The sequence below is a fragment of the Verticiella sediminum genome (assembly GCF_007558815.1).
GTDB lineage: Bacteria > Pseudomonadota > Gammaproteobacteria > Burkholderiales > Burkholderiaceae_B > Verticiella > Verticiella sediminum.
The window spans coordinates 12,132-32,248 of the sequence record NZ_VLTJ01000004.1 but is presented as its reverse complement, the minus strand read 5'-3'; the positions used below and the strand labels follow the sequence as shown (position 1 = coordinate 32,248).

The window sequence follows — 20,117 nt, the reverse complement described above, 5'->3', positions numbered from 1 at the left end:
CGGGCGGCACACGCGGCCGGATCCTAGCCCAATCCGAAAAGTTTCATTCAGTTACGCACCGCCCCATTTCACCGCCCCATTTCACCGCCCCATTTCACCGCCCCATTTCACCGCCCCATTTCACCGCCCCATTTCACCGCCCCATTTCACCGCCCCATTTCACCGCCCCATTTCACCGTCTCTTGCCACCCAGCGTCGCAAGCCACCACCGAACACGCACCCGGACACAATGACAGATCATAGGGACATTAACCAACATCCATCAAACCAACCCTAAGAACAAGACATAAAAATAGACCAACAAATCTCAATAAAAGCATCAAAAGACAACCGTTAATATCATTTGACCCACCAAATACAAATGGCCCATCAAAAATAAAACTCAATAAAAAAGGCTGCCCTGGGGCAGCCTTTCACCATCCACGAATACCGGACATACCGGCATGAATCGCCTCAGGTCTCGACGGTCTCGGCCCCTCTCCAGGAGGCGCGAAGGCGTACGGTATAGCCCTCGCGGCCGGGCGCGGAATGGGTGTCGGTCACCATCAGGATACGGCCGTCCTCGCTGGCATAGCGGCGTACGGTGCGCAGCGCCGGCGAGCCGGCCGGCACGTCCAGCAGCTTGGCGATGGCTGCGGGCATGGCCGCGGCATCCGACTGCTGCACGACTTCCGCCACTGTCCTGCCGCTCGCTTTCTCGAGCTGCTGGAAAGCGGGATCACGGCGCTTGTCGAGGGTCTTGGCGAGGTCCTTGAGCGCTGGCGATACGTAGACGACGCTGTGCGAAACCGCGGCGCGGCCGCGCTTGACGCGCCGCAGGCCCTCGATGGCCAGCCAGGACTCGCCCGGCGCGCACGCGAGCACGCGAGCAAGATCCGTATCGGCGACGACCTCGGTCGCGCCGAGCACGTTGAGTTCGGTGCTCTTCAGGTCGGGAAACAACTGGTCCAGGCTTTCGACCGTCTGTACGAAGTTGGGCGTGGCATGACGCACCTGTACAACGGTGCCCAGCCCGGCGCGACGGGAAACGAGTCCCATGTCGACCAGCACCCGCATGGCGGATCGCATGGTGTTGCGCGATACGCCGAAGGTGTCGGCAAGTTCGAGTTCCGGAGGCAGAAGACTGCCAACGGGATAGGTCGCTTTGGCGATGTCACGGATGAGCGTGTCGGCTACGACGGCGTAATGGGGCTTGCTTCGATTGGCCACGGGATTATTGGAGTTCGTCAAAAACCCGACATTTTGCCCGATCGCGCGCAAACGGAAAACCTCAAGCGCTCACAACCATCGCCCCACACCCCCGCCACGACGGGTCTTGCGGCATCAAAGCGCCACGATATTCGCCGCTTGCGGCCCCTTTGGACCCTCATTGATTTCGAACTCCACGCGCTGGCCGGCCTGCAGCAGGCGATAGCCGCGGCCCATGATGGCCGTGTGATGCGCGAAGAGCTCGGCCTCGCCCGAGTCGGGTGTGATGAAGCCAAAGCCTTTGTCGGCGTTGAACCAGGCGACAGTGCCTTGCTGGGTCATGACAGGAATGGTGAGGGTCTTGGGTGCCCGGAGCATACAGAGCCCGGACGCGATCGGCAAACGCCCGCGGCTCGGCGGGCATCCGGTATCTTTGTGGGTGACGAGCGCGCGCTCGATCCACCAAGGCTTTCGTCTCTCCTGAACACGATCCCACCATGTCCTCTTCCCGCCTGCCCGACGTGGGCACTACCATTTTCACCATCATGAGCCAGCTCGCGATCGAGCATGGCGCCATCAATCTCGGCCAGGGTTTTCCCGACTTCCTGCCCGACGCCGGCCTGATCGATCGCGTCGAGGCCGCCATGCGTGCCGGCCACGACCAGTACGCGCCCATGCCCGGCGTGCCGGCGCTGCGGCAGGCCATCGCTGCCAAGTACCAGGCCCACTATGGGCGCAGCTACGATCCGGACGCGCACATCACGATCACCAGCGGAGCCACGCAGGCGCTCATGTGCGCCGTGTTCGCCTGCACCGCGCCGGGTGACGAGGTGATCGTCCTCGAACCCGTCTACGACTCCTACCTGCCCAGCATCCGTCTCGCGGGCGCCGTGGCGGTTCCGGTGGCGATGCGCAAGCCGACCCTGGAAGATCCGCGGTATCGCCCCGACTGGGATGCCGTGCGGGCCGCGATCACACCGCGAACGGCGGCCATCATGATCAACTTCCCGCACAATCCGACCGGCGCGATCCTGCTCGAGGAAGATCTGGACGCGCTCGAAAGCCTGGTCGCCGACAGCCGGATCACCCTGATCTCGGACGAGGTCTACGAGCACATGGTGTTCGACGGCGAACCGCATCGATCGCTGGCCACCCGCCCTGCCCTGGCCGAGCGTGCGTTCGTCATCTCGTCGTTCGGCAAGGCCCTGCACGCCACCGGCTGGAAGATCGGCTGGTGTTGCGCGCCGGCTCGACTCACCGCCGAACTGCGCAAGATCCACCAGTTCATGGTGTTCTCCGTCTCCACGCCGATGCAGCACGGGATTGCGGCCTTCGTGGCCGACCCGGCGGTTCATGACGAGCTGCCCGGCTTCTACCAGGCGCGCCGGGACCACCTCGCCCAGGGCCTGGCCGCCACCCGGTTGCGCGCGCTGCCCTGCCCTGGAACCTTCTTCATGCTGGCCGATTACAGCGACGTGTCGCAGTTGCCGCAGCAGGAATTCGTGCGCTGGCTGACCACCGAACACGGGGTCACCACAATTCCCGTCAGCGCCTTCATGGTGGTTCCCGAGCGCGTAGAGCCCCGTATCGTCCGTCTGTGCTTCGCCAAGCAGACCCAGACCCTGGACGACGCGTTCGGCCGCCTGCGTGCGCTCTGAGGCCTCTGCGGCCCCTTCCGGGGCGTTATCTTCGGCGCCCTGACCTCCCTTCTTCGCAATTCCGGGCCGGCCCTGCATAGCGCGGTTCCGGTTGCCGACCGAAGTTTTCCCCAGCGTATCCACTTGCACACAGGCCTGCCTGCACCGTTCTGGTGCGGCGTGCCTGCGCTCGGTTCGAACTGCAGAACTCGGGTGTTCTTTCTTTTTCTTCTCATACAAAACGGCAATAAAAGACAAGAGGCTGTGGATATGGGGACAACCTGTTGATTTTCATAAAAATCAAAGGCTTGCAGGCTTTCCACGAGTTGCTCACAGCCTGGACGGCATGGGGATAGATACCGCACAACTTTGCCGAAGGTGCTTGAACGCCGAGTTTTCAAGAATCGCTGCACAACTTGTGCACAAGTGCCCTCACCCTGTCTGTCCACAGCGGATTTGCGCCATGCCCGCAGAAATTCCGGTCTGCCGCCGGGTTCGGAGCTGCCGCGAAGGTTCGCGAACCCGGATCAGGTTTGCATGCCCTGCAGACCGGAACGCATGGCGGTGTCGCTGGCCCGGCGTTCGCAACGACGGCTCCTTGTATTGTTCATCATTGCTCTCTATCACAACGACAACAGGTAACAAGAGCCTGTGGAAAAGTGGGATAAGTCAAAAAATTTTTTAATATCAGCGACTTGCGTCATCAAACGACCGGGATGACTGCTGGGACGGCGACGGGGATAACCTGGAACAAGATGACGCGTCGCGACAAAAGCCGGAGTTGTTCAACTTGCCTCCACACCTTCTGCACACATGCACCGCACTGGAGGTATGCACAGGCCTGTGGATAAGTTTATCGACGTGAATATGTGGATAAATGAGACGCATTTATGAATTCTCGGCGCCTGAGCCGCTGTCGGCCGAGGAGGGCGAGTCCGTGGATGTCGCTGGAGAGTCCGCTGCTAGCGCGAGAGTGCGAGCGCGCCTGTACGAAGACCGAAGGATCTCGTAAGAAGCCGACAAGTTAGCGGCCCGCAACGGATCATGACGAACCGCGAGAAGCCGACAAGAACGCTGTGCGAGCCCACGAGTTACCTGCCAGCAACCCGCCGAGGCTCAAGATGCAAATCCGAGAAGGAATTTACGCCGCGAGGCCGGCAGTTACCTCTGGGGGCGACCTGCAAAAAGCGACAGGAAGGCGAAAGAAGCCCGCAAGAAGCCAGAAGAAGGGGCCAAGAAGAGAAGGGGCCGGCCCGGAAGCACGCGCGTAGCGGCCCCTACATCGGCCGCCTCGCCGCGCTCAGAAACGCGTGTTGCGAGTCACCGACCAGCGCGCGGAGAATGCGCCGAGCAGGGCGCCGCCGATCACGAAGACGGCCAGCCAGGGAAGGGCGGGCAGTTGGAGCGCGAAGTCGCTGCCGTAGCTGCGCGCCAGTTCGCGTACGGCGTCGTTGAGCAGGGCCAGGCCGAGCGCGCTGCCTGCGATCGCCAGAAGCCCGGCAACGCCGACGGTGACCGCGCCCAGGTAGAGGAAGGGGCGGCGCACGAAGCGTTCGGTAGCGCCGACCAGCCGGGCGACGGTGATCTCCTCGCGCTGCGCCAGCGCCTGCATGCGCACCGTATTGAAGACCGTGGCGAGCACTGCGATGGCCACGCCGACGGCGAGCAGCCACAGGCCGATGCCGGCGAAGCGCAGGATGGCCTGCAGGCGCTGCACCCATTCGCTGTCGAGCTGAACCTTGTCCACCCCCGGGAGTTCGCGCCAGGCGTCGGCGAGCTTGCCGGCGCGCTGGGCGAAATCGGCGCCGGCAAGCGACACGATGACGGCATCGGGCAGGGGATTGTCGGGCAGGGCGGCCAGGGCCTCGGCCCAGGCCGTGTCGGCCTTGAGTTCGGCCAGGGCGCGCTCGCGCGGCACCACGCGCACGTCGGCTACGTCCGCCGCATGGTCGCGGGCGATGCGCTGCGCCACGTCCTCGGCGGCGGAAGGCTGGGCGCCGGGCTGCATGAAAACGGTGAGTTCCGGCCCGGTGGACATATCGCGCGCCACCGGCTGGGCGGAAATCAGGATCGCCGCGCCGAGCAAAGGGATGGACAGCGCGAGCGCGATCACGAATATATTGGCAAGCGACGAGAAGGGCTGCGCCGCCAGACGGCGCAGCGTCACCCCGAGGGCGTAGCGATGTTGGCGTACCCAGGCGTTCATGCGCGTCCTCGGGCTTCGCGGGCACGCGCGGCGAGCTGGCCGGGTTCGTTGCGTACGCGGCCGTTCTCGACGTGGAGCACGCGGTGGGTGTGCTCGGCGAGCAGGGCGCGGTCGTGGGTGGCGATGAGCATGGTCACGCCCACCCGGTTGAAATCACGAAACACTTCGATGATCCGTTTGGCGCTGGCGTGGTCCAGATTGGCGGTCGGCTCGTCGGCGATGAGCAGGGCGGGGCGGTTGACGATGGCGCGCGCGATGGCCAGGCGCTGCTGGTCGCCGCCGGACAGCTCGACCGGGCGCCGCGTCTCCTTGCCGGCCAGGCCGACCTTTTCGATCGCAGCCCTGGCGCGCGTCTGGGCCAGGGCGGGTTCATGGCCGGTCACGATGAGCGGCAGCATGACGTTTTCGAAGGCGCTGCGATCGTTGAGCAGGTGGGTATCTTGCAGGATCACGCCGACCGCACGGCGCAGGTAGGGCCGTGCGCGGCCCGTCAGCTTGCCCAGATCCTGCCCGTTGACCTGGATGCGCCCGCGGCTGGCCGGCACCAGGCCGGCCACCAGCTTGAGCAGGGTCGACTTGCCGGCGCCGGAAGGCCCTGAGACATAGACGAATTCCCCGGCGTCGACCTGGAAGCTGGCATCCGCCAGTGCATTGAGCCCGCGGCCGTAGGATTTGAAGACGTGGCTGAATTCGATCATGAGGCGGAAATAGTACAGCAGCGGCGACGCCCCAAGCGTGCGCCGCGCCGGCGCATGCGCCCCATTCTGATGCGTGTCGCCCGCCTGCGACACGGCGGCCGGTCGAAAGGCCGGTGGCAAATGTACTGGACTGTAAATACCCGGGGCGGCGCGCCTGTATAGGTAACTTCGTGGCACGAAATTTGCAAAACCTCACGCTCTCGTGTCGGGGATTACCCGATGTCGGGCAGCCACGTGCCGCCGCTAATATGGTTGGGCGCTTGTTGCAATTCGTTGTCTTGACCGCAGAGGAGATTCACCGATGAAGAAATTCTGGAAACCGCTGGCCCTCGCCGCCGCCCTGTTCTCGTTTTCCGTGGGCGCCCAGGCGGGCGCGACGTTCGACGCCGTGAAGAAGAAGGGCTATGTCCAATGCGGGTTCTCGACGGGCATTCCGGGCTTCTCCTTTGCCGACAGCAAGGGCGAATGGTCCGGGCTGGACGTGGACCTGTGCAAGGCCGTGGCAGCGGCCGTGTTCGGCGACGCCACCAAGTTCCGCGCCACCCCGCTGAACACCCAGCAGCGCTTCACCGCCCTGCAGTCCGGCGAGGTCGACGTGCTCACGCGCAACACCACGGTCACGCTGACTCGCGACACCACGCTCGGCCTGCTCGGCGTGGGCGTGAACTACTACGACGGCCAGGGCGTGATGGTGGCCAAGACGCTGGGTGTGTCCAGCGCGAAGGAACTGGACGGTGCCACGGTCTGCGTGCAGCCGGGCACCACCACCGAGCTCAACCTGGCCGACTGGTTCCGCGGCAACAAGCTCGATTTCAAGCCGGTCGTGATCGAGAAGTACGACGAGATCGTCCGCGCTTTCGAATCGGGCCGTTGCGATGCTTTCACCACCGACAAGTCGCAGTTGGCCTCGACCCGCTCGACCCAGTTCGCCAACCCGGACGACTACGTGATCCTGCCCGAGGATTTCTCCAAGGAGCCGCTGGGGCCCATGGTGCGCCAGGGTGACGAACAGTGGTTCAACGTGGTGCGCTGGGCGCTCAACGCCATGATCGAGGCCGAGGAGTACGGCATCGATTCGGGCAACGTCGACGAAATGCTCAAGAGCGACAATCCCAACGTGCAGCGCATCCTCGGGGTGACGCCGGGCATGGGCAAGAACCTGGGCGTGGACGACAAATGGGCGTACAACATCATCAAGCAGGTCGGCAACTACGGTGAAAGCTTCGAACGCAGCCTGGGCGGCGGCAGCGCCATGAAGCTCGAACGCGGCCTGAACGCGCAGTGGAAGGACGGCGGTGTGATGTACGCCTGGCCTGTGCGCTAAGGGCGATACGGCTGGCGGCGCTGTCCGCCAGCCATGCCGGCCGGGCGGCACGCCGTGGCGCGCTGCCCGGCCCGGGTCGCACCTCCGGCGGCGGTTCGCAGCAACGATACATTCGCCCAGAGATACAGCATGGCTCATTCTTCAGAGCAGCGGCCACCGGCACATCCACGGACGCGCCTCAGTTGGAACGACCCCAAGATCCGTGCCCTGGTCTATCAGGTCATCGCCCTGGCAGCCGTGGGATGGGTCGCGTGGTTCCTGATCTCCAACACCCTCAACAATCTGGCCACGCGCAATATCGCCACGGGCTTCGGCTTCCTGGATCGCGAGTCAGGCTTCGCGATCGGCGAGAGCCTGATCGCATATACCCCCGCCGACACCTATCGGCGCGCGATCGCGGTGGGTATCGTGAACACCTTGCGCGTGGCGGCGCTGGGCATCGTGTTCGCCACCGTCGTCGGTACGCTGATCGGCATCGCGCGGCTCTCGAAGAACTGGCTCATCGCCAAGCTGGCGAGCATCTACGTCGAAGTGATGCGCAACGTTCCCTTGTTGCTACAACTCTTCTTCTGGTATGCGCTCATCACCGAGAACACGGCGGGCCCGCGCCAGGCGCTGAACCCGCTGCCCGGTTTCTTCATCTCGAATCGCGGCGTCAAGCTGCCCTGGGTCGCCGAGGCGGCCGGCTTCGACTACGCACTCTACGGCCTGCTGCTCGCCTTGCTGCTCACGCTGCTCGTGGCGCATGTGTCCCGCAAGCGCCGGTACCAGTCCGGGCGCGGGCTGCCCACGGGGCGCATCGGGGTGGCGCTCTTCATCGCGCTGCCCGTGGCTGGCTGGCTGATCGGCGGCGCGCCGACGCAGATCGACGTGCCGGAATTGCGCGGCTTCAACTTCGTCGGCGGGCTCACGCTGTCGCCGGAGTTCGCGGCCCTGCTGGTGGGCCTGGTCATGTATACGGCGGCCTTCATCGCCGAGATCGTGCGCTCGGGCATCCAAGCCGTGCCCAAGGGGCAGACCGAGGCCGCCAATGCGCTCGGCCTGCGCGCCAGCCTGGTGCTGCGCCTGGTGGTGCTGCCGCAGGCGCTGCGCATCATCGTACCCCCCATGACCAGCCAGTACCTGAACCTGGTCAAGAACAGCTCGCTGGCGGTGGCGATCGGCTATCCGGACATCGTGTCGGTGGTCAACACCACGCTGAACCAGACCGGTCAAGCCATCGAAGGCGTGATGATCATCATGGCGGCCTATCTCACCGTCAGCCTGACGATCTCGGTGTTCATGAATTGGTACAACAAGCACATCGCGCTGGTCGAGCGATAGGAAGGGAGCCAGGACATGAGCACGATCGCCACTTCCATCGACAACAAGCCACCCGTACCACGCCGCAACCCGTGGCAGTGGGCCAAGGAGAGCCTGCTCGCTTCGCCGCTGAGCATTCTTCTGACAGTGCTTTCGGTCTGGCTGCTGGTCATGGCCATACCCGCGGTCCTGGACTGGGCACTGCTCAGCGCCAACTTCACCGCCGAGACGGCGCAGGAATGCCGCGCCACGACCGGCGCTTGCTGGGCCTTCATCCGCGAGAAGCACCGCCTCATACTTTTCGGCCTCTACCCGTACGACGAGCAATGGCGGCCACTGCTGGTGGTCTTCATCCTGACCGGCACGCTGATCGTGAGCGCGATACCCAGGTTCTGGAACCGCTCGCTGGCCCTGATCTGGATCGTCTCGCTCACCGCCACCGGCGTCCTGATGTGGGGCGGCGTACTGGGCCTGACCTATGTCGAGAACAGCCGCTGGGGCGGCCTGCCGCTCACGCTGATCCTCGCCACCTTCGGCATTGCTTTCGCCTTTCCGATCGGCGTGCTGCTCGCACTCGGCCGGCGCTCCAGGATGCCGGCGATCAAGGCCTTGTGCGTGGTCTACATCGAGCTGATCCGCGGCGTGCCGCTGATCAGCCTGCTCTTCATGTCCTCGGTCATGCTGCCGCTGTTCCTGCCGGTCGGCTTCAGCATCGACAAGCTGCTGCGAGCACAGATCGCCATCATCATGTTCGCCGCGGCCTACGTGGCCGAGACGGTGCGCGGCGGCCTGCAGGCCATTCCCAAGGGGCAGATCGAGGGCGCCGAATCGATCGGGCTGTCGTACTGGCAGCAGATGCGCAAGATCGTGCTGCCACAGGCCTTGAAGATCGTGATTCCGCCGCTGGTCAGCATCTTCATCAGTCTCTTCAAGGACACCTCGCTGGTGGTGATCATCGGTATCTTCGACCTGACCCAGGCGGCCAAGGCGGCGCTGTCGGATGCGGCCTGGCGCGGCTTCGGCGTGGAGGTGTATGTGTTCATCTCCGTTATCTATTTCATCTACTGCTATTCCATGTCCAAGTACAGCCAGTCGCTGGAACGGCGGCTGGCGGTGGGGCAGCAGCGTTGAGCCGGGCTCGCCCCGAAAACGAGCAACGAAGGAGTACGAGCATGGCCGAGCCCATCATCACGATGCGGGATCTGAACAAGTGGTATGGCCAGTTCCACGTGCTGAAACACATCGACCTGGAGGTCGCGCCGGGTGAGCGCATCGTCGTCTGCGGGCCGTCGGGTTCCGGGAAGTCGACGCTCATCCGCTGCATCAACCGCCTGGAAGAACACCAGCAGGGCCAACTGATCGTCAATGGCACCGAGCTCACCAACGACATCAAGAACGTGGAGACCATACGCCGCGATGTCGGCATGGTGTTTCAGCACTTCAACCTGTTCCCGCACCTGACCGTCCTGGAGAACCTGACGCTCGGCCCGGTGTGGGTGCTCAAGCGCCCCAAGGCCGAGGCCGAGCAGACGGCGATGAAGTACCTGGAGCGCGTGCGCATCCCGGAGCAGGCCAACAAGTACCCCGGCCAGCTTTCCGGCGGCCAGCAGCAGCGCGTGGCGATCGCACGCTCGCTGTGCATGAGCCCCAAGATCATGCTGTTCGACGAACCGACCTCGGCGCTCGATCCCGAGATGGTCAAGGAAGTGCTCGACGTGATGGTCGGCCTGGCCAAGGAGAGCGGCATGACCATGTTGTGCGTGACCCATGAAATGGGGTTTGCGCGCAAGGTTGCCGATCGCGTGATCTTCATGGACCGCGGCGAGATCATCGAGCAGAACAGCCCGGACGCGTTCTTCGATCATCCGCAGAACGAACGCACCCGGCTTTTCCTGAGCCAGATCCTGCACTGAGCACGCGTTGCGGCCCGCCGGCCGACCTGGTCAGCCGGTGGCGGCGCGATACTGGACCGCTTCGGCCACGTGGGCGAGATCGATGCGCTCGGCGCCGGCGAGATCGGCCACGGTGCGGGCCACCCGCAGCACCCGGTGCGCCGCGCGCGCCGACCAATCCCACTGCGCCACGGCGTCGCGCCACAGGGTGCGCGCGGCCGGCGACAGCACGCAGGCCCGATCCAGCGCGGCGCCCTTGAGCTGCGCATTGGGACAAGCCTGGCGGTGCAACTGGCGTGCGCGTGCCGGCACGACCCGCGCGCGCACGGCCGCGGAAGTCTCGCCTGGCGGCAGATCCAGGGCATCGGCTTCGGTCGGGGGCAGCGTCACTTGCAGGTCGATGCGATCGAGCAGCGGGCCTGACAGGCGCGCCGTGTAGCGCGCGAGGCGCTCGGCGGAACAGCGGCAGGCGCGCCGCGGATGGCCGGCCCAGCCGCAGGGGCAGGGGTTCATGGCGGCGACGAGCTGAAAACGCGCCGGGTACTCGACGCGGTGTCGGGCGCGGGTGATGGCCAGCACGCCGGTTTCGAGCGGCTCGCGCAGCGCTTCCAGGGCCTGGCGGCCGAACTCCGGCAGCTCGTCCAGGAACAGCACGCCCAGATGGGCCAGGCTGGCTTCGCCCGGGCGCGGCCTGGAGCCGCCGCCGACCAGCGCGGCCATCGACGCGGAATGGTGAGGCGCGCGAAACGGCCGCTGGCCCAGAGGCAGCGGCGGATCGGCCAGCGCGCCGATGGCCCCCGCTTCGAGGAATTCCGCCTCGGTGAGCGGCGGCAGGATGCCGGGCAGGCGCTCGGCCAGCATGGTCTTGCCGGCGCCCGGCGGCCCGCAGAACAACAGTGCGTGACCGCCAGCCGCCGCCACTTCGAGGGCGCGGCGCGCCAGCGGCTGCCCGCGCACATCCGATAGACAGGGATAGGCGGGTGCCGGCTGGGCGGCGGCGGGCGCGAGCGGGGCCAGGTCGTCCTGGCCGGCCAGCCAGGCGCCCGCCTCGGCCAGTGTGGCCACGCCGACCACCTGCAGGCCGGGCACCCGCGCGGCCGTGGCGGCGCTTTCGGCCGGCAGCAGCAGTGTGCGCGCGGGCATGCCGGCGGTGCCGAGCGCGATCGCGAGCGCGGCCTTGACGGGCACCAGCGCACCGGTGAGCGAGAGCTCGCCAGCCGACACCAGGCTTTCCAGACGCCGGCGCGCGCGGACCTGGCCGCTGGCCAGCAGCACCCCGAGGGCGATCGGCAGGTCGAAGCGGGCCGACTCCTTGGGCAGGTCGGCCGGCGCGAGATTCACGGTGAGCCGTCCCGACGGAAACTCATAGCCGCTCGCGCCGATGGCCGCCCGCACGCGCTCGCGGCTTTCGCGCACTTCGGCGTCCGGCAGGCCGACGATGTGAAAGGCCGGCAGACCGGAAGCCAGGTGCACTTCGACCCTCACCTCGGTGGCCGCCAGCCCCGCCAGGGCCCGGCTCGAGAGCACAGCAAGCGTCATGTTGCGCGATTCCCGACATGGTTTCTTACACCAGTCTAGGCGATGCCTGCCTGGAGTGCCCACATGCTGTGTCAGAAAGCACTCACAGCACCAAGTCGGTGCATATATGGGCATTCATGGTGCATTCAGGGTGCTCGAGAGCCTCGTCCCGGGGCAAAAACGCGACGCCGCGATGGGCGCCACGTACGGACGCAAATTGGCATGGCCGTTGCTTTTAGGAATACCTGCTGGTCTTCGATAAGTGTGTAGCTCCCTATAAAGGCCGCTGTTCCGGTCACAACATATCCGCATACTGGAGTCATCATGAAAACAGCCCTGTTGGCAGCCATTCTGGCCAGCGTCATCAGCCCAGCAGCTTTCGCGCAAACCGCCGCCACGACGTCTCCGCACTCGTTCTCCGCCAACGTCGGCCTGGTGAGCGACTACCGTTTTCGTGGCTTCACGCAGACCAACCTGCGGCCGGCCATCCAGGGGGGCTTCGACTATGAACACGCCTCCGGCTTCTACGCCGGCAACTGGAACTCCAACGTGGCCGACGAGCTGTTCCCCGGCGGCAACATCGAGATGGACCTGTATGGTGGGTACAAACACGCGTTCGGCGACGTCGAGCTGGACGTGGGCGGCCTGTACTACTACTACCCGGGCAGCGATGCGGCCAAGGGCGGCACCATCAAGAACTTCGAGCTTTATGCAGGGCTGGCGTATGGGCCGTTCTCGCTCAAGTACTCGCACGGCATGACCGACTTCTTCGGCGCGCCCGACTCGAAGAACAACTACTACGTCGAGGCCGGCCTGGCCTTCGACCTGGGCAGCGGCTGGGGCGTGGATGCCCACGTCGGCTACCAGAAGCTCAAGAACGACCCGGCCATCAGCGGCTATGTGGACTACATGGCTGGCGTGACCTACGCCTTCGACGACTGGACCTTCGGCGGGCACGTCGTCTCGACCAACAAGAAGGACTGGTACCAGACCAGCAGGGACCGCGATGCCGGTCGTACTGGCGTGGTCTTCAGCGTGGCGCGCGCGTTCTGAACCAACCTGGGCCCGCAGGGGCGGGAGGTTCGCGCGTAACGCCCGAACCGTGCCGCGCCCGGGCCCGACCATCTACAGAGTCAGGAGAGACGCATGAAATTGATTATTGCGATCATCAAGCCATTCAAGCTTGACGAAGTGCGCGAGGCGCTGTCCGGCGTTGGCGTGCAGGGCGTCACCGTCACCGAGATCAAGGGGTTCGGGCGCCAGAAGGGCCATACCGAACTCTATCGGGGCGCCGAATACGTGGTGGATTTCCTGCCCAAGATCAAGCTGGAGGTAGCCTTGTCCGACGAGCTGGTCGATACTGCGGTCGAGGCGATCGAAACCGCGGCACGCACCGGCAAGATCGGTGATGGCAAGATATTCGTCTGCCCGCTCGAGCAGGTCGTACGCATCCGTACCGGCGAATCAGGCGTCAATGCACTCTAAGGAAGAATCGAACATGAACAAGAAGATGGCCCTTCCCGCCGTGGCAGCCGCCATGGGGAGCTCCCTGCTGTCCACGCTGGCGCATGCCCAGGACACGGCCACGGCAGCGGCCGAAGTCGTGGTCGAGGCCACGCCCGGCCTGGTCGGCGCGGACCTTGCGTGGCTCGCGACTTCCACGCTGCTGGTGCTCATGATGGCCGTACCCGGGCTGGCGCTGTTCTATGGCGGCATGGTCCGCAGCAAGAACATGCTGTCCACGCTGATGCAGGTCACCAGCGTGTTCTGCCTGGCCGTGGTGCTGTGGTTCATCTACGGTTACTCGCTCGCCTTCTCCGAAGGCAATTCGGTGTTCGGCGGATTCGACCGGCTGTTCCTGTCCGGCACCTTCGACGCCGCCACGGGCGTGTTCGCGATGTCCGACACGGTGCCCGAGATCGCCTTCGCGGCCTTCCAGGCCACCTTCGCGGGCATCACCTGCGCCCTGATCGTGGGCGGCTTCGCCGAGCGTGCGCGCTTCTCCGCGGTGCTGTTGTTCACCGCCATCTGGATGACTTTCGCCTACGTTCCCGCAGCGCACATGGTCTGGGGTGAGGGCGGTCTGGTCGGTGGCTGGGGTGCGCTCGACTTCGCCGGCGGCACCGTGGTCCACATCAACGCGGGTGTGGCCGGCCTGGTCGGCGCCTACGTGATCGGCAAGCGCCTGGGCTATGGCCGCGAAGCGCTCAAGCCGCACAACCTGCCGATGACGATGATCGGCGCCTCGCTGCTGTGGGTGGGCTGGTTCGGCTTCAACGCCGGTTCGGCGCTGGCCGCCGACGGCATCGCCGCGCTGGCCTTCATCAACACCCTGGTCGCTACCGCCGGTGCGGTCGTCGCGTGGATCTTCACCGAGTGGGCGGTCAAGGGCAAGCCCTCGATGCTGGGTGCTGCCTCGGGCATGGTCGCCGGCCTGGTCGGCATCACGCCGGCTGCCGGTTTCGTCGGCCCGGTCGGTGCGCTGGTCATCGGCATCGCCGCCGGCGTCATCTGCGTGTGGGGCGTGAACGGTCTGAAGCGCATGCTGGGCGCCGATGATTCGCTGGATGTGTTCGGCGTGCACGCGGTCGGCGGCATCGTCGGTGCGGTGCTCACGGGCGTGTTCACCGCGACCAGCCTGGGCGGCACGGGCGACGGCGAAGCTTCCATGCTGATGCAGGTGTGGATCCAGATCGAAGGCATCCTGCTGACGGTGGTGTGGTCCGCGGTGGTGGCCTACATCGGCTTCAAGATCGCCGACATCGTGCTGGGCCTGCGCGTCACGGAAGAGGAAGAGCGCCAAGGTCTGGACATTTCGTCCCACGGCGAATCGGCCTACTCGTCTTGAACCGGCTGGCGGGCGGCGCAAGCCGGCCCGCCAGGCACCATGCACGAAGCGCCGCGACTCTTTCGGGGGTCGCGGCGTTTTTACGTCCCGCTCTCCCGGGATGGGCAGGCAGGTCCGCGCGGGCGCTTCAGCCGGCGCGCCGCAGCTCGATGCGCGTGATCTCCGAGGGCGCGCCCACGCGCATGGGCGGTCCCCAGTAGCCGGTGCCGCGGCTGACGTAGACGAGCAGGCCGCCGACGCGGTGCAAGCCGGCGACGACGGGCTGCTGCAGCGGCACGAAGAAATTCCAGGGCACGAACTGACCGCCGTGGGTGTGCCCCGAGAGCATGAGATCGAAGCCCACCGGTTCGGCAGCCTGGGCGCTGCGCGGCTGGTGGGCAAGCAGGACGCGCGGCGCCCCGGCTGGAGCGCCGGCGACTGCGCGTGCGGGATCGCTCGCCTGGGCACGGTCGAAGGCGGCGGCGCCATAGTCGTTCACGCCGGCCAGTACGAGACGCGCGCCGCCATGCTCGATGACGCGATGCTCATTCATGAGCACGTGCAGACCGAGGCGCCGGAATTCCCCGACCCAGGCCTCGGCACCGGCGTAGTACTCATGGTTGCCGGTGACGAGATACGCGCCGTGCCGGGCGTGCAGCTTGCCCAGCGGCGAGGTGTGCTCGCGCAGGGCCGGCACACTGCCGTCGACGACATCGCCGGTGATGGCAACGATGTCGGCGTCCTGGGCGTTGACTGCATCGACGATGCGCTGCAGATAGTCGTGCTTGATGGTGGGCCCGATGTGCAGATCGCTGAGCTGCACGATGCAAAGCCCGTCCAGGCCCGCGGGCAGCCCCGGCAGCTCGATCCGCACCGTCTTCACGCGCGCCGTGCGGCGCGCCTGCCGCAGGCCCCAGACCGTGGCCGCAACGCCCGCCAGCGGGATGGCGGCGCGGGTCGCGGCCAGCCAGGCGGCGCTGGCGTGCGGCCAGAGGCCGGTGTAGGCGATCGCCTGCCACAGCAGCAGCGCGGCGTCGCGCGCGAGCGTCAGCACGAACAGCCACGAGAACAGGCCCAGCGCGAGAAAGCCGAGCCAGGCGAGCAGGTCGCCGCGGGGCGTTCCCGCCGAGCGGCGCAGGGCAAAGCCCGTCATCACCGCGGCATAGCAGGCGAGCATCGCCAGGATGCCCAGCCATTCCCAGCCGGAAGCCGGGATGCCGACCAGCCGGATGGCGACGTAGGCGTGGGCGAGGAACAGCAGCAGCGGCAGCCGCGCGAGAAACCGCGAGAGTCTGGACATGGGGAGGTCGGGAAGAAAGGCCGCTCGGCGCGAGACGGGCCGGCGGCGGGGGCGGGGTGGGGGGACTGGAACGGTGCTGGTCTAGGGTTCGTCAGCGCCATGTTCCCGCGTGCGTCCGGTTCTGGCGCTACGCCTGCTGCGTTGCGCCGTGCGCGTGTGGATCACCACGCGGCGCACGGCACGCTTTGCCAGACAGGGAGGTGCCAGGGCTGCGCACCGGAACAACCCGGCATGGACGGACGCTGACGCGGGCGCGAACGCCTCAAAGGGCCATGTCGCCTTCCGGCGGCGCGGGCGGCGTGGCTCTCTCGCCGGCTTCCAGGCGCTGCAGCCGTGTTTCGAGGGCTTCGACGCGGGCGCGGGTGCGGGCGAGCAGCTCGGCCTGCACATCGAATTCTTCGCGGGTGACGAGGTCGAGCCGGCCGAAGGCGTCGGTCATCATCGCCTTGACGTTGCGCTGAACGTCGGCCGCGGGGCTGCGAGCGATGAGATCGGACAGGTTCTTCTGGAGTTCATCCATCCAGGAATTGCGGTTCATGGTCGACCTCTTGCGGAAAATGCGTAGTCTAGACCAAGCGTCGGCTGCAAAGGGCATGCCCGGCAGGCGCCGTCGATCCAAACCGGTGCTGCCCGCCGCGCCACCAAGCACCCGCTGCGTGAACAAGGGCAGGGGCCGAGCCGGGCGGGGCTGCCGCCCCCTACAGTGTCTTGGGATCGATGGGTTCGGCGCGGTTCAGGACGGCGGCGACCTTGGTGCGCAGGGCGTTGGTGTGCGCGCGCAGGATTTCGCGCTTGACGTCCAGCAGTTGCTGCGGATGCATGGAGAAGCTGGTCAGGCCCAGGCCCAGCAGCAGCCGGGTGAGACTGACTTCGCCGGCCATCTCGCCGCACACCGATACCGGCTTGCCGGTGCGGGTGCCGGCGTTGATGGTATTGGCGATCAGGCGCAGCACCGCCGGATGCAAGGGGTCGTACAGGCGGGCCACGCCGGGATCGGCACGGTCGATGGCCAGCGTGTACTGGATCAGGTCGTTGGTGCCGATGGAGAGGAAATCGAGCGCCTCGGCAAACGGCTCGATGGCGATCGCGATGGCCGGGATCTCGACCATCGCACCGATCTCGATGTGCTCGGCGTAAGACTGGCCGCGGGTGTCGAGCTCGGCACGGGCGCTGTCGATCGCGGCCAGGCAGGCGCGCACTTCGTGCATGTGCGCGATCATGGGCAGCAGAATGCGCACCGTCCCGTGCGCGGAGGCGCGCAGAATGGCACGCAACTGGGTGGCGAACATGTCCGGACGCGCCAGGCAGTAGCGCACCGCGCGCTCGCCCAGCGCGGGGTTGGTGGCCACCGTGGCTTCGTCGTCCAGCGTCTTGTCCGCGCCGATGTCCAGGGTGCGGATGGTGACGGGGCGGCCCTCCATCGCGCGAACCACGGACGCATAGGCCTGGTACTGCTCCTCTTCGTCGGGCAGCCCGTGGCGGTTCATGAACAGGAACTCGCTGCGAAAGAGACCGATGCCTTCGGCGCCCGCGGCAAGCGCCGAGGCGGCTTCCTCGGGCCATTCGATATTGGCCTGCAGGGTGATCTTGATGCCGTCCAGGGTGACCGAGGGGGTGTCCTTGATGAGGGCCAGCGAGGCGCGTTCGGCAGCGAACCAGGCCTGGCGCTCCAGGTATTCGGCGAGAATGCCCTGCGACGGATTGATGAGCACCGTGCCTGTTTCGCCGTCGACCACCAGGGTGTCGCCGTCGCGCGCGAGCGTGCACACGTTGGTCAGGCCAACCACTGCGGCCACGCCCATGCTGCGGGCGACGATGGCAGTATGCGAAGTCGCGCCGCCCAGGTCGGTGGCGAACGCGGCGAACTTCGCGCCGCGCAGCTTGACCATGTCGGCCGGCGAGATGTCGTGCGCGACGACGATCAGCGATTCGCCGGTGCCGTGCGCTTGGTCGGCAGGGGCGATCTCCGGCGCGCCGGCCAACACCTGCAGCACGCGCTCGATCACGTGGCGCACGTCGCTCGAGCGCTCGCGGAAGTACTCGTCGCTCATCGCCGCGAACTGCTCGCCCAACTGCTGGCCCTGTGCCGTCAGCGCCCACTCGGCGTTGTAGTGCCGCTCGCGGATCAGGTTGAGCGGCTCCTGCGCGAGCATGGGGTCGGCCAGCAGCATCGCATGCACGTGCAGCAGTGCGCTGATCTCCCGGGGCGAGTCGGGCGGTAGATTGTCGGCCAGCCGCAGGAAGTCGTCGCGCGCCACGCTGACGGCTTCGGCCAGCCGTTCGCACTCGGCGTCGGTGTCTTCCGGCGCGATGCGGTAGTGCGAGACTTCGAGCGCTGCGGCGCCCAGCACGACGGCCCGGCCGATCGCATAGCCGCGCGAAGCGGCCAGGCCGTAGAGGGCGAGCATCGCATCGGCCATCGCTACTCCGCTTCGCCGAAGCGTTCGTTGAACAGGGTCTTGATCTGGGCCAGGGCTTGTTCAGCGTCCGGCCCGACGGCATCGACGGTGACGGTGGTGCCTTTGCCGGCGGCCAGCATCATGACGCCCATGATGCTCTTGGCGTTGACCCGCTTGTTGTTGCGCGAAATGAAGATCTCGCTGTCGAAACGGCTGGCGAGCTGGGTGAGCTTGGCGGAGGCGCGTGCGTGCAGGCCGAGCTTGTTGCTGACGACGATGTCCAGCGTATGGGAAGCCCCCTCGGTGGAGGGTTCGGTGGATGGCACCATGTTCATGAAGAATTATGTCTCGCTCTCGACCCAGTATTGCCCAAATGCCTGCGTCAAACAACGTCGTCGTCTACGCGCAGCACGGCCTGCTTGGCTCCGGCCATGGCCTGGCGCGTGACTTCGTCCAGCGTGGTCTGGCGATAGGAGATGGCGCGCAACAGCATGGCCATGTTGGCGCCGGCCAGCAGATTGACCGAGTGACCGCCGCCGCGTGCCGCCGCCGCTGCACGGGCCGCGACGTTGGACGGGGTCGCGCCCAGGACGTCGGTCAGCACCAGGACGCCGCGGCCGGTGTCCGCATCGTCGATCAATTCGCGCACGGCAGCCTCGGATGCCTCGGGCTGCTCGTTGGAACCCACGTCGTGGATCAGCACGCCGTCCTGGCCCTGGAACACATGGCAGCCACAGGCGTACAGCGCGCTGGCCATGGGTTCGTGAGCGACGATCACGATACCGACGGCGGCCTGCTCGCCGTCCGGGGCCAGCGGCCCTTTCGGGTGACTGCGCGGTGGGCTCATGATGCCGCGGCTTGCAGCGCCGCCTCGAGGGCGTCGACGTAACGGTCGGCCACGCTGTAGCCGGTCTGCTCGGAGATCTCGACGAAACAGGTGGGGCTGGTGACGTTGATCTCGGTGATGTAGTCGCCGATCATGTCCAGTCCGATGAGCAGCAGCCCGCGTCCGGCCAGGCGCGCGCCGATCGCGCTGGCGACCTGGCGGTCGTGCTCGTTCAGCGGCTGCGCCACGCCGCGCCCGCCGGCGGCGAGGTTGCCACGGGTCTCGCCCGCCTGCGGAATGCGCGCCAGCACATAGGGCACCGGCTCGCCGCCGATGATGAGCACGCGCTTGTCGCCGGCGGTGATGGCCGGGATGTAGCGCTGCGCCATGATCGTGCTCGCCCCGTCCAGCGTGAGGACTTCGAGGATCACGTTGAGATTGGGGTCGCCTTCGCGCACGCGAAAGATGCCCGTACCGCCCATGCCGTCCAGCGGCTTGAAGATGACGTCGCGGTGGACTTCGTAGAACTCGCGCAGCCTGGCCTTGGAGCGGGTGACCAGGGTGGGCGTCGTGTATTCGGGAAACTCGGCGATGGCGAGCTTCTCCGGATGGTTGCGGATGGCCGCCCCGGTGTTGAAGACCCGCGCGCCCTCGGCCTGGGCACGGTCCAGCAAGTGGGTGCTGTAGACGTACTCCATGTCGAAGGGCGGATCCTTGCGCATGATGACCGCGTCGAACTCGGCCAGCGCGCGCACCTCGGGCGCTTCCTGGCTCCACCAGCGCTGTGCGTGCAGGTCGGCGCCGGGCTCGATGTGGATCGGCGTGGTGTCGGCGACGACGCGGCCATCGGCCAGGTGCAGGCCCGATTGCAGGACCACGTGCAGGCCGTGTCCGCGCGCGGCCAGGGCGCGCATCATGGCGACGGACGAATCCTTGTAGGCCTTCAGGGTAGGTAGGGGATCGACGATGAAGAGGACATTCATGATGCGTTTCGCGCAAC

The 20,117-nt window shown here is 66.3% G+C and carries 19 protein-coding genes; 8 read left to right on the top strand and 11 right to left on the bottom strand.

Translation table 11 applies throughout. The features are described from left to right. Window positions 1–453 precede the first annotated feature (453 nt). Both FOZ76_RS01945 and FOZ76_RS01940 read right to left on the bottom strand, forming a co-directional pair. Window positions 454–1,209, bottom strand: coding sequence for a GntR family transcriptional regulator (locus tag FOZ76_RS01945; protein ID WP_170235253.1), 756 nt, complete (start codon window positions 1,207–1,209; stop codon window positions 454–456). A 114-nt stretch (window positions 1,210–1,323) separates the two neighbouring features. Then, complete coding sequence (locus FOZ76_RS01940) at window positions 1,324–1,530, bottom strand: cold shock domain-containing protein (RefSeq protein ID WP_143946443.1); 207 nt, start codon at window positions 1,528–1,530, stop codon at window positions 1,324–1,326. A gap of 155 nt (window positions 1,531–1,685) precedes the next feature. On the opposite strand from FOZ76_RS01940, the gene FOZ76_RS01935 reads away from it, so the two are divergent. Next, on the top strand, window positions 1,686–2,846 hold the full coding sequence (locus FOZ76_RS01935) for a methionine aminotransferase (RefSeq protein ID WP_143946442.1): 1,161 nt from the start codon (window positions 1,686–1,688) through the stop codon (window positions 2,844–2,846). 1,279 nt (window positions 2,847–4,125) lie between these two features. Here the strand turns inward: FOZ76_RS01935 and FOZ76_RS01930 are convergent. Both FOZ76_RS01930 and FOZ76_RS01925 read right to left on the bottom strand, forming a co-directional pair. Continuing rightward, a complete protein-coding gene (locus FOZ76_RS01930) occupies window positions 4,126–5,031 on the bottom strand; it encodes a cell division protein FtsX (protein ID WP_143946441.1) in 906 nt (301 codons plus the stop codon). Then, a complete protein-coding gene (locus tag FOZ76_RS01925) occupies window positions 5,028–5,729 on the bottom strand; it encodes a cell division ATP-binding protein FtsE (protein ID WP_143946440.1) in 702 nt (233 codons plus the stop codon). The genes FOZ76_RS01930 and FOZ76_RS01925 overlap by 4 nt, the downstream gene beginning before the upstream one ends. Window positions 5,730–6,030: 301 nt before the next feature. On the opposite strand from FOZ76_RS01925, the gene FOZ76_RS01920 reads away from it, so the two are divergent. From FOZ76_RS01920 to FOZ76_RS01905, 4 genes are all read left to right on the top strand, one after another. After that, entirely contained in the window at window positions 6,031–7,053 is a 1,023-nt protein-coding gene (locus tag FOZ76_RS01920) for an amino acid ABC transporter substrate-binding protein (protein ID WP_143946439.1), read from the top strand. 129 nt (window positions 7,054–7,182) lie between these two features. After that, window positions 7,183–8,376 carry an amino acid ABC transporter permease gene (locus tag FOZ76_RS01915; RefSeq protein WP_143946438.1) on the top strand — a complete coding sequence of 398 codons (1,194 nt, stop codon included), beginning with the start codon at window positions 7,183–7,185 and terminating at the stop codon, window positions 8,374–8,376. A gap of 15 nt (window positions 8,377–8,391) precedes the next feature. Beyond that, complete coding sequence (locus FOZ76_RS01910; RefSeq protein WP_143946437.1) at window positions 8,392–9,486, top strand: amino acid ABC transporter permease; 1,095 nt, start codon at window positions 8,392–8,394, stop codon at window positions 9,484–9,486. 41 nt (window positions 9,487–9,527) lie between these two features. Beyond that, window positions 9,528–10,268 carry an amino acid ABC transporter ATP-binding protein gene (locus tag FOZ76_RS01905; RefSeq protein ID WP_143946436.1) on the top strand — a complete coding sequence of 247 codons (741 nt, stop codon included), beginning with the start codon at window positions 9,528–9,530 and terminating at the stop codon, window positions 10,266–10,268. Between the two features lie 30 nt (window positions 10,269–10,298). Here FOZ76_RS01905 and FOZ76_RS01900 read toward each other — a convergent pair whose 3' ends face one another. Beyond that, window positions 10,299–11,786, bottom strand: coding sequence for a YifB family Mg chelatase-like AAA ATPase (locus FOZ76_RS01900; RefSeq protein WP_143946435.1), 1,488 nt, complete (start codon window positions 11,784–11,786; stop codon window positions 10,299–10,301). Between the two features lie 303 nt (window positions 11,787–12,089). On the opposite strand from FOZ76_RS01900, the gene FOZ76_RS01895 reads away from it, so the two are divergent. The 3 genes from FOZ76_RS01895 (at window position 12,090) to FOZ76_RS01885 (ending at window position 14,613) form a co-directional block, all read left to right on the top strand. Continuing rightward, entirely contained in the window at window positions 12,090–12,818 is a 729-nt protein-coding gene (locus FOZ76_RS01895) for a TorF family putative porin (protein ID WP_143946434.1), read from the top strand. A gap of 93 nt (window positions 12,819–12,911) precedes the next feature. Then, window positions 12,912–13,250 (top strand): P-II family nitrogen regulator, encoded by a 339-nt coding sequence (locus FOZ76_RS01890; protein ID WP_143946433.1) that lies wholly within the window; start codon window positions 12,912–12,914, stop codon window positions 13,248–13,250. Next, window positions 13,240–14,613, top strand: coding sequence for an ammonium transporter (locus FOZ76_RS01885; RefSeq protein WP_425473223.1), 1,374 nt, complete (start codon window positions 13,240–13,242; stop codon window positions 14,611–14,613). Before FOZ76_RS01890 ends, FOZ76_RS01885 begins: the two co-directional genes overlap by 11 nt. Before the next feature lie 127 nt (window positions 14,614–14,740). Here the strand turns inward: FOZ76_RS01885 and FOZ76_RS01880 are convergent, their stop codons facing one another. From FOZ76_RS01880 to gshB, 6 genes are all read right to left on the bottom strand, one after another. Beyond that, on the bottom strand, window positions 14,741–15,892 hold the full coding sequence (locus FOZ76_RS01880; RefSeq protein WP_143946431.1) for a metallophosphoesterase: 1,152 nt from the start codon (window positions 15,890–15,892) through the stop codon (window positions 14,741–14,743). 262 nt (window positions 15,893–16,154) lie between these two features. Continuing rightward, window positions 16,155–16,430, bottom strand: a complete 276-nt coding sequence (locus tag FOZ76_RS01875; RefSeq protein WP_143946430.1) for an accessory factor UbiK family protein — start codon at window positions 16,428–16,430, stop codon at window positions 16,155–16,157. 160 nt (window positions 16,431–16,590) lie between these two features. Beyond that, on the bottom strand, window positions 16,591–18,312 hold the full coding sequence (gene ptsP, locus FOZ76_RS01870) for a phosphoenolpyruvate--protein phosphotransferase (RefSeq protein WP_246129250.1): 1,722 nt from the start codon (window positions 18,310–18,312) through the stop codon (window positions 16,591–16,593). Between the two features lie 2 nt (window positions 18,313–18,314). Further along, window positions 18,315–18,620, bottom strand: coding sequence for an HPr family phosphocarrier protein (locus FOZ76_RS01865; RefSeq protein WP_143946594.1), 306 nt, complete (start codon window positions 18,618–18,620; stop codon window positions 18,315–18,317). Between the two features lie 53 nt (window positions 18,621–18,673). Beyond that, window positions 18,674–19,138, bottom strand: a complete 465-nt coding sequence (locus FOZ76_RS01860) for a PTS sugar transporter subunit IIA (RefSeq protein WP_143946429.1) — start codon at window positions 19,136–19,138, stop codon at window positions 18,674–18,676. After that, the gene (gene gshB, locus FOZ76_RS01855) at window positions 19,135–20,100 is read right to left on the bottom strand and encodes a glutathione synthase (protein ID WP_143946428.1); all 966 of its coding nucleotides are present in this window, start codon (window positions 20,098–20,100) and stop codon (window positions 19,135–19,137) included. Before gshB ends, FOZ76_RS01860 begins: the two co-directional genes overlap by 4 nt. Window positions 20,101–20,117 lie beyond the last annotated feature (17 nt).

What these genes read in the sequence shown, in the direction of transcription:
- FOZ76_RS01940 (WP_143946443.1), bottom strand. Translation starts at nt 1,530, where the DNA reads ATGACCCAGCAAGGCACTGTCGCCTGGTTCAACGCCGACAAAGGCTTT.
- FOZ76_RS01935 (WP_143946442.1), top strand. Translation starts at nt 1,686, where the DNA reads ATGTCCTCTTCCCGCCTGCCCGACGTGGGCACTACCATTTTCACCATC.
- FOZ76_RS01930 (WP_143946441.1), bottom strand. Translation starts at nt 5,031, where the DNA reads ATGAACGCCTGGGTACGCCAACATCGCTACGCCCTCGGGGTGACGCTG.
- FOZ76_RS01925 (WP_143946440.1), bottom strand. Translation starts at nt 5,729, where the DNA reads ATGATCGAATTCAGCCACGTCTTCAAATCCTACGGCCGCGGGCTCAAT.
- FOZ76_RS01920 (WP_143946439.1), top strand. Translation starts at nt 6,031, where the DNA reads ATGAAGAAATTCTGGAAACCGCTGGCCCTCGCCGCCGCCCTGTTCTCG.
- FOZ76_RS01915 (WP_143946438.1), top strand. Translation starts at nt 7,183, where the DNA reads ATGGCTCATTCTTCAGAGCAGCGGCCACCGGCACATCCACGGACGCGC.
- FOZ76_RS01910 (WP_143946437.1), top strand. Translation starts at nt 8,392, where the DNA reads ATGAGCACGATCGCCACTTCCATCGACAACAAGCCACCCGTACCACGC.
- FOZ76_RS01905 (WP_143946436.1), top strand. Translation starts at nt 9,528, where the DNA reads ATGGCCGAGCCCATCATCACGATGCGGGATCTGAACAAGTGGTATGGC.
- FOZ76_RS01900 (WP_143946435.1), bottom strand. Translation starts at nt 11,786, where the DNA reads ATGACGCTTGCTGTGCTCTCGAGCCGGGCCCTGGCGGGGCTGGCGGCC.
- FOZ76_RS01895 (WP_143946434.1), top strand. Translation starts at nt 12,090, where the DNA reads ATGAAAACAGCCCTGTTGGCAGCCATTCTGGCCAGCGTCATCAGCCCA.
- FOZ76_RS01890 (WP_143946433.1), top strand. Translation starts at nt 12,912, where the DNA reads ATGAAATTGATTATTGCGATCATCAAGCCATTCAAGCTTGACGAAGTG.
- FOZ76_RS01885 (WP_425473223.1), top strand. Translation starts at nt 13,240, where the DNA reads ATGCACTCTAAGGAAGAATCGAACATGAACAAGAAGATGGCCCTTCCC.
- FOZ76_RS01880 (WP_143946431.1), bottom strand. Translation starts at nt 15,892, where the DNA reads ATGTCCAGACTCTCGCGGTTTCTCGCGCGGCTGCCGCTGCTGCTGTTC.
- FOZ76_RS01875 (WP_143946430.1), bottom strand. Translation starts at nt 16,430, where the DNA reads ATGAACCGCAATTCCTGGATGGATGAACTCCAGAAGAACCTGTCCGAT.
- ptsP (WP_246129250.1), bottom strand. Translation starts at nt 18,312, where the DNA reads ATGGCCGATGCGATGCTCGCCCTCTACGGCCTGGCCGCTTCGCGCGGC.
- FOZ76_RS01865 (WP_143946594.1), bottom strand. Translation starts at nt 18,620, where the DNA reads ATGGTGCCATCCACCGAACCCTCCACCGAGGGGGCTTCCCATACGCTG.
- FOZ76_RS01860 (WP_143946429.1), bottom strand. Translation starts at nt 19,138, where the DNA reads ATGAGCCCACCGCGCAGTCACCCGAAAGGGCCGCTGGCCCCGGACGGC.
- gshB (WP_143946428.1), bottom strand. Translation starts at nt 20,100, where the DNA reads ATGAATGTCCTCTTCATCGTCGATCCCCTACCTACCCTGAAGGCCTAC.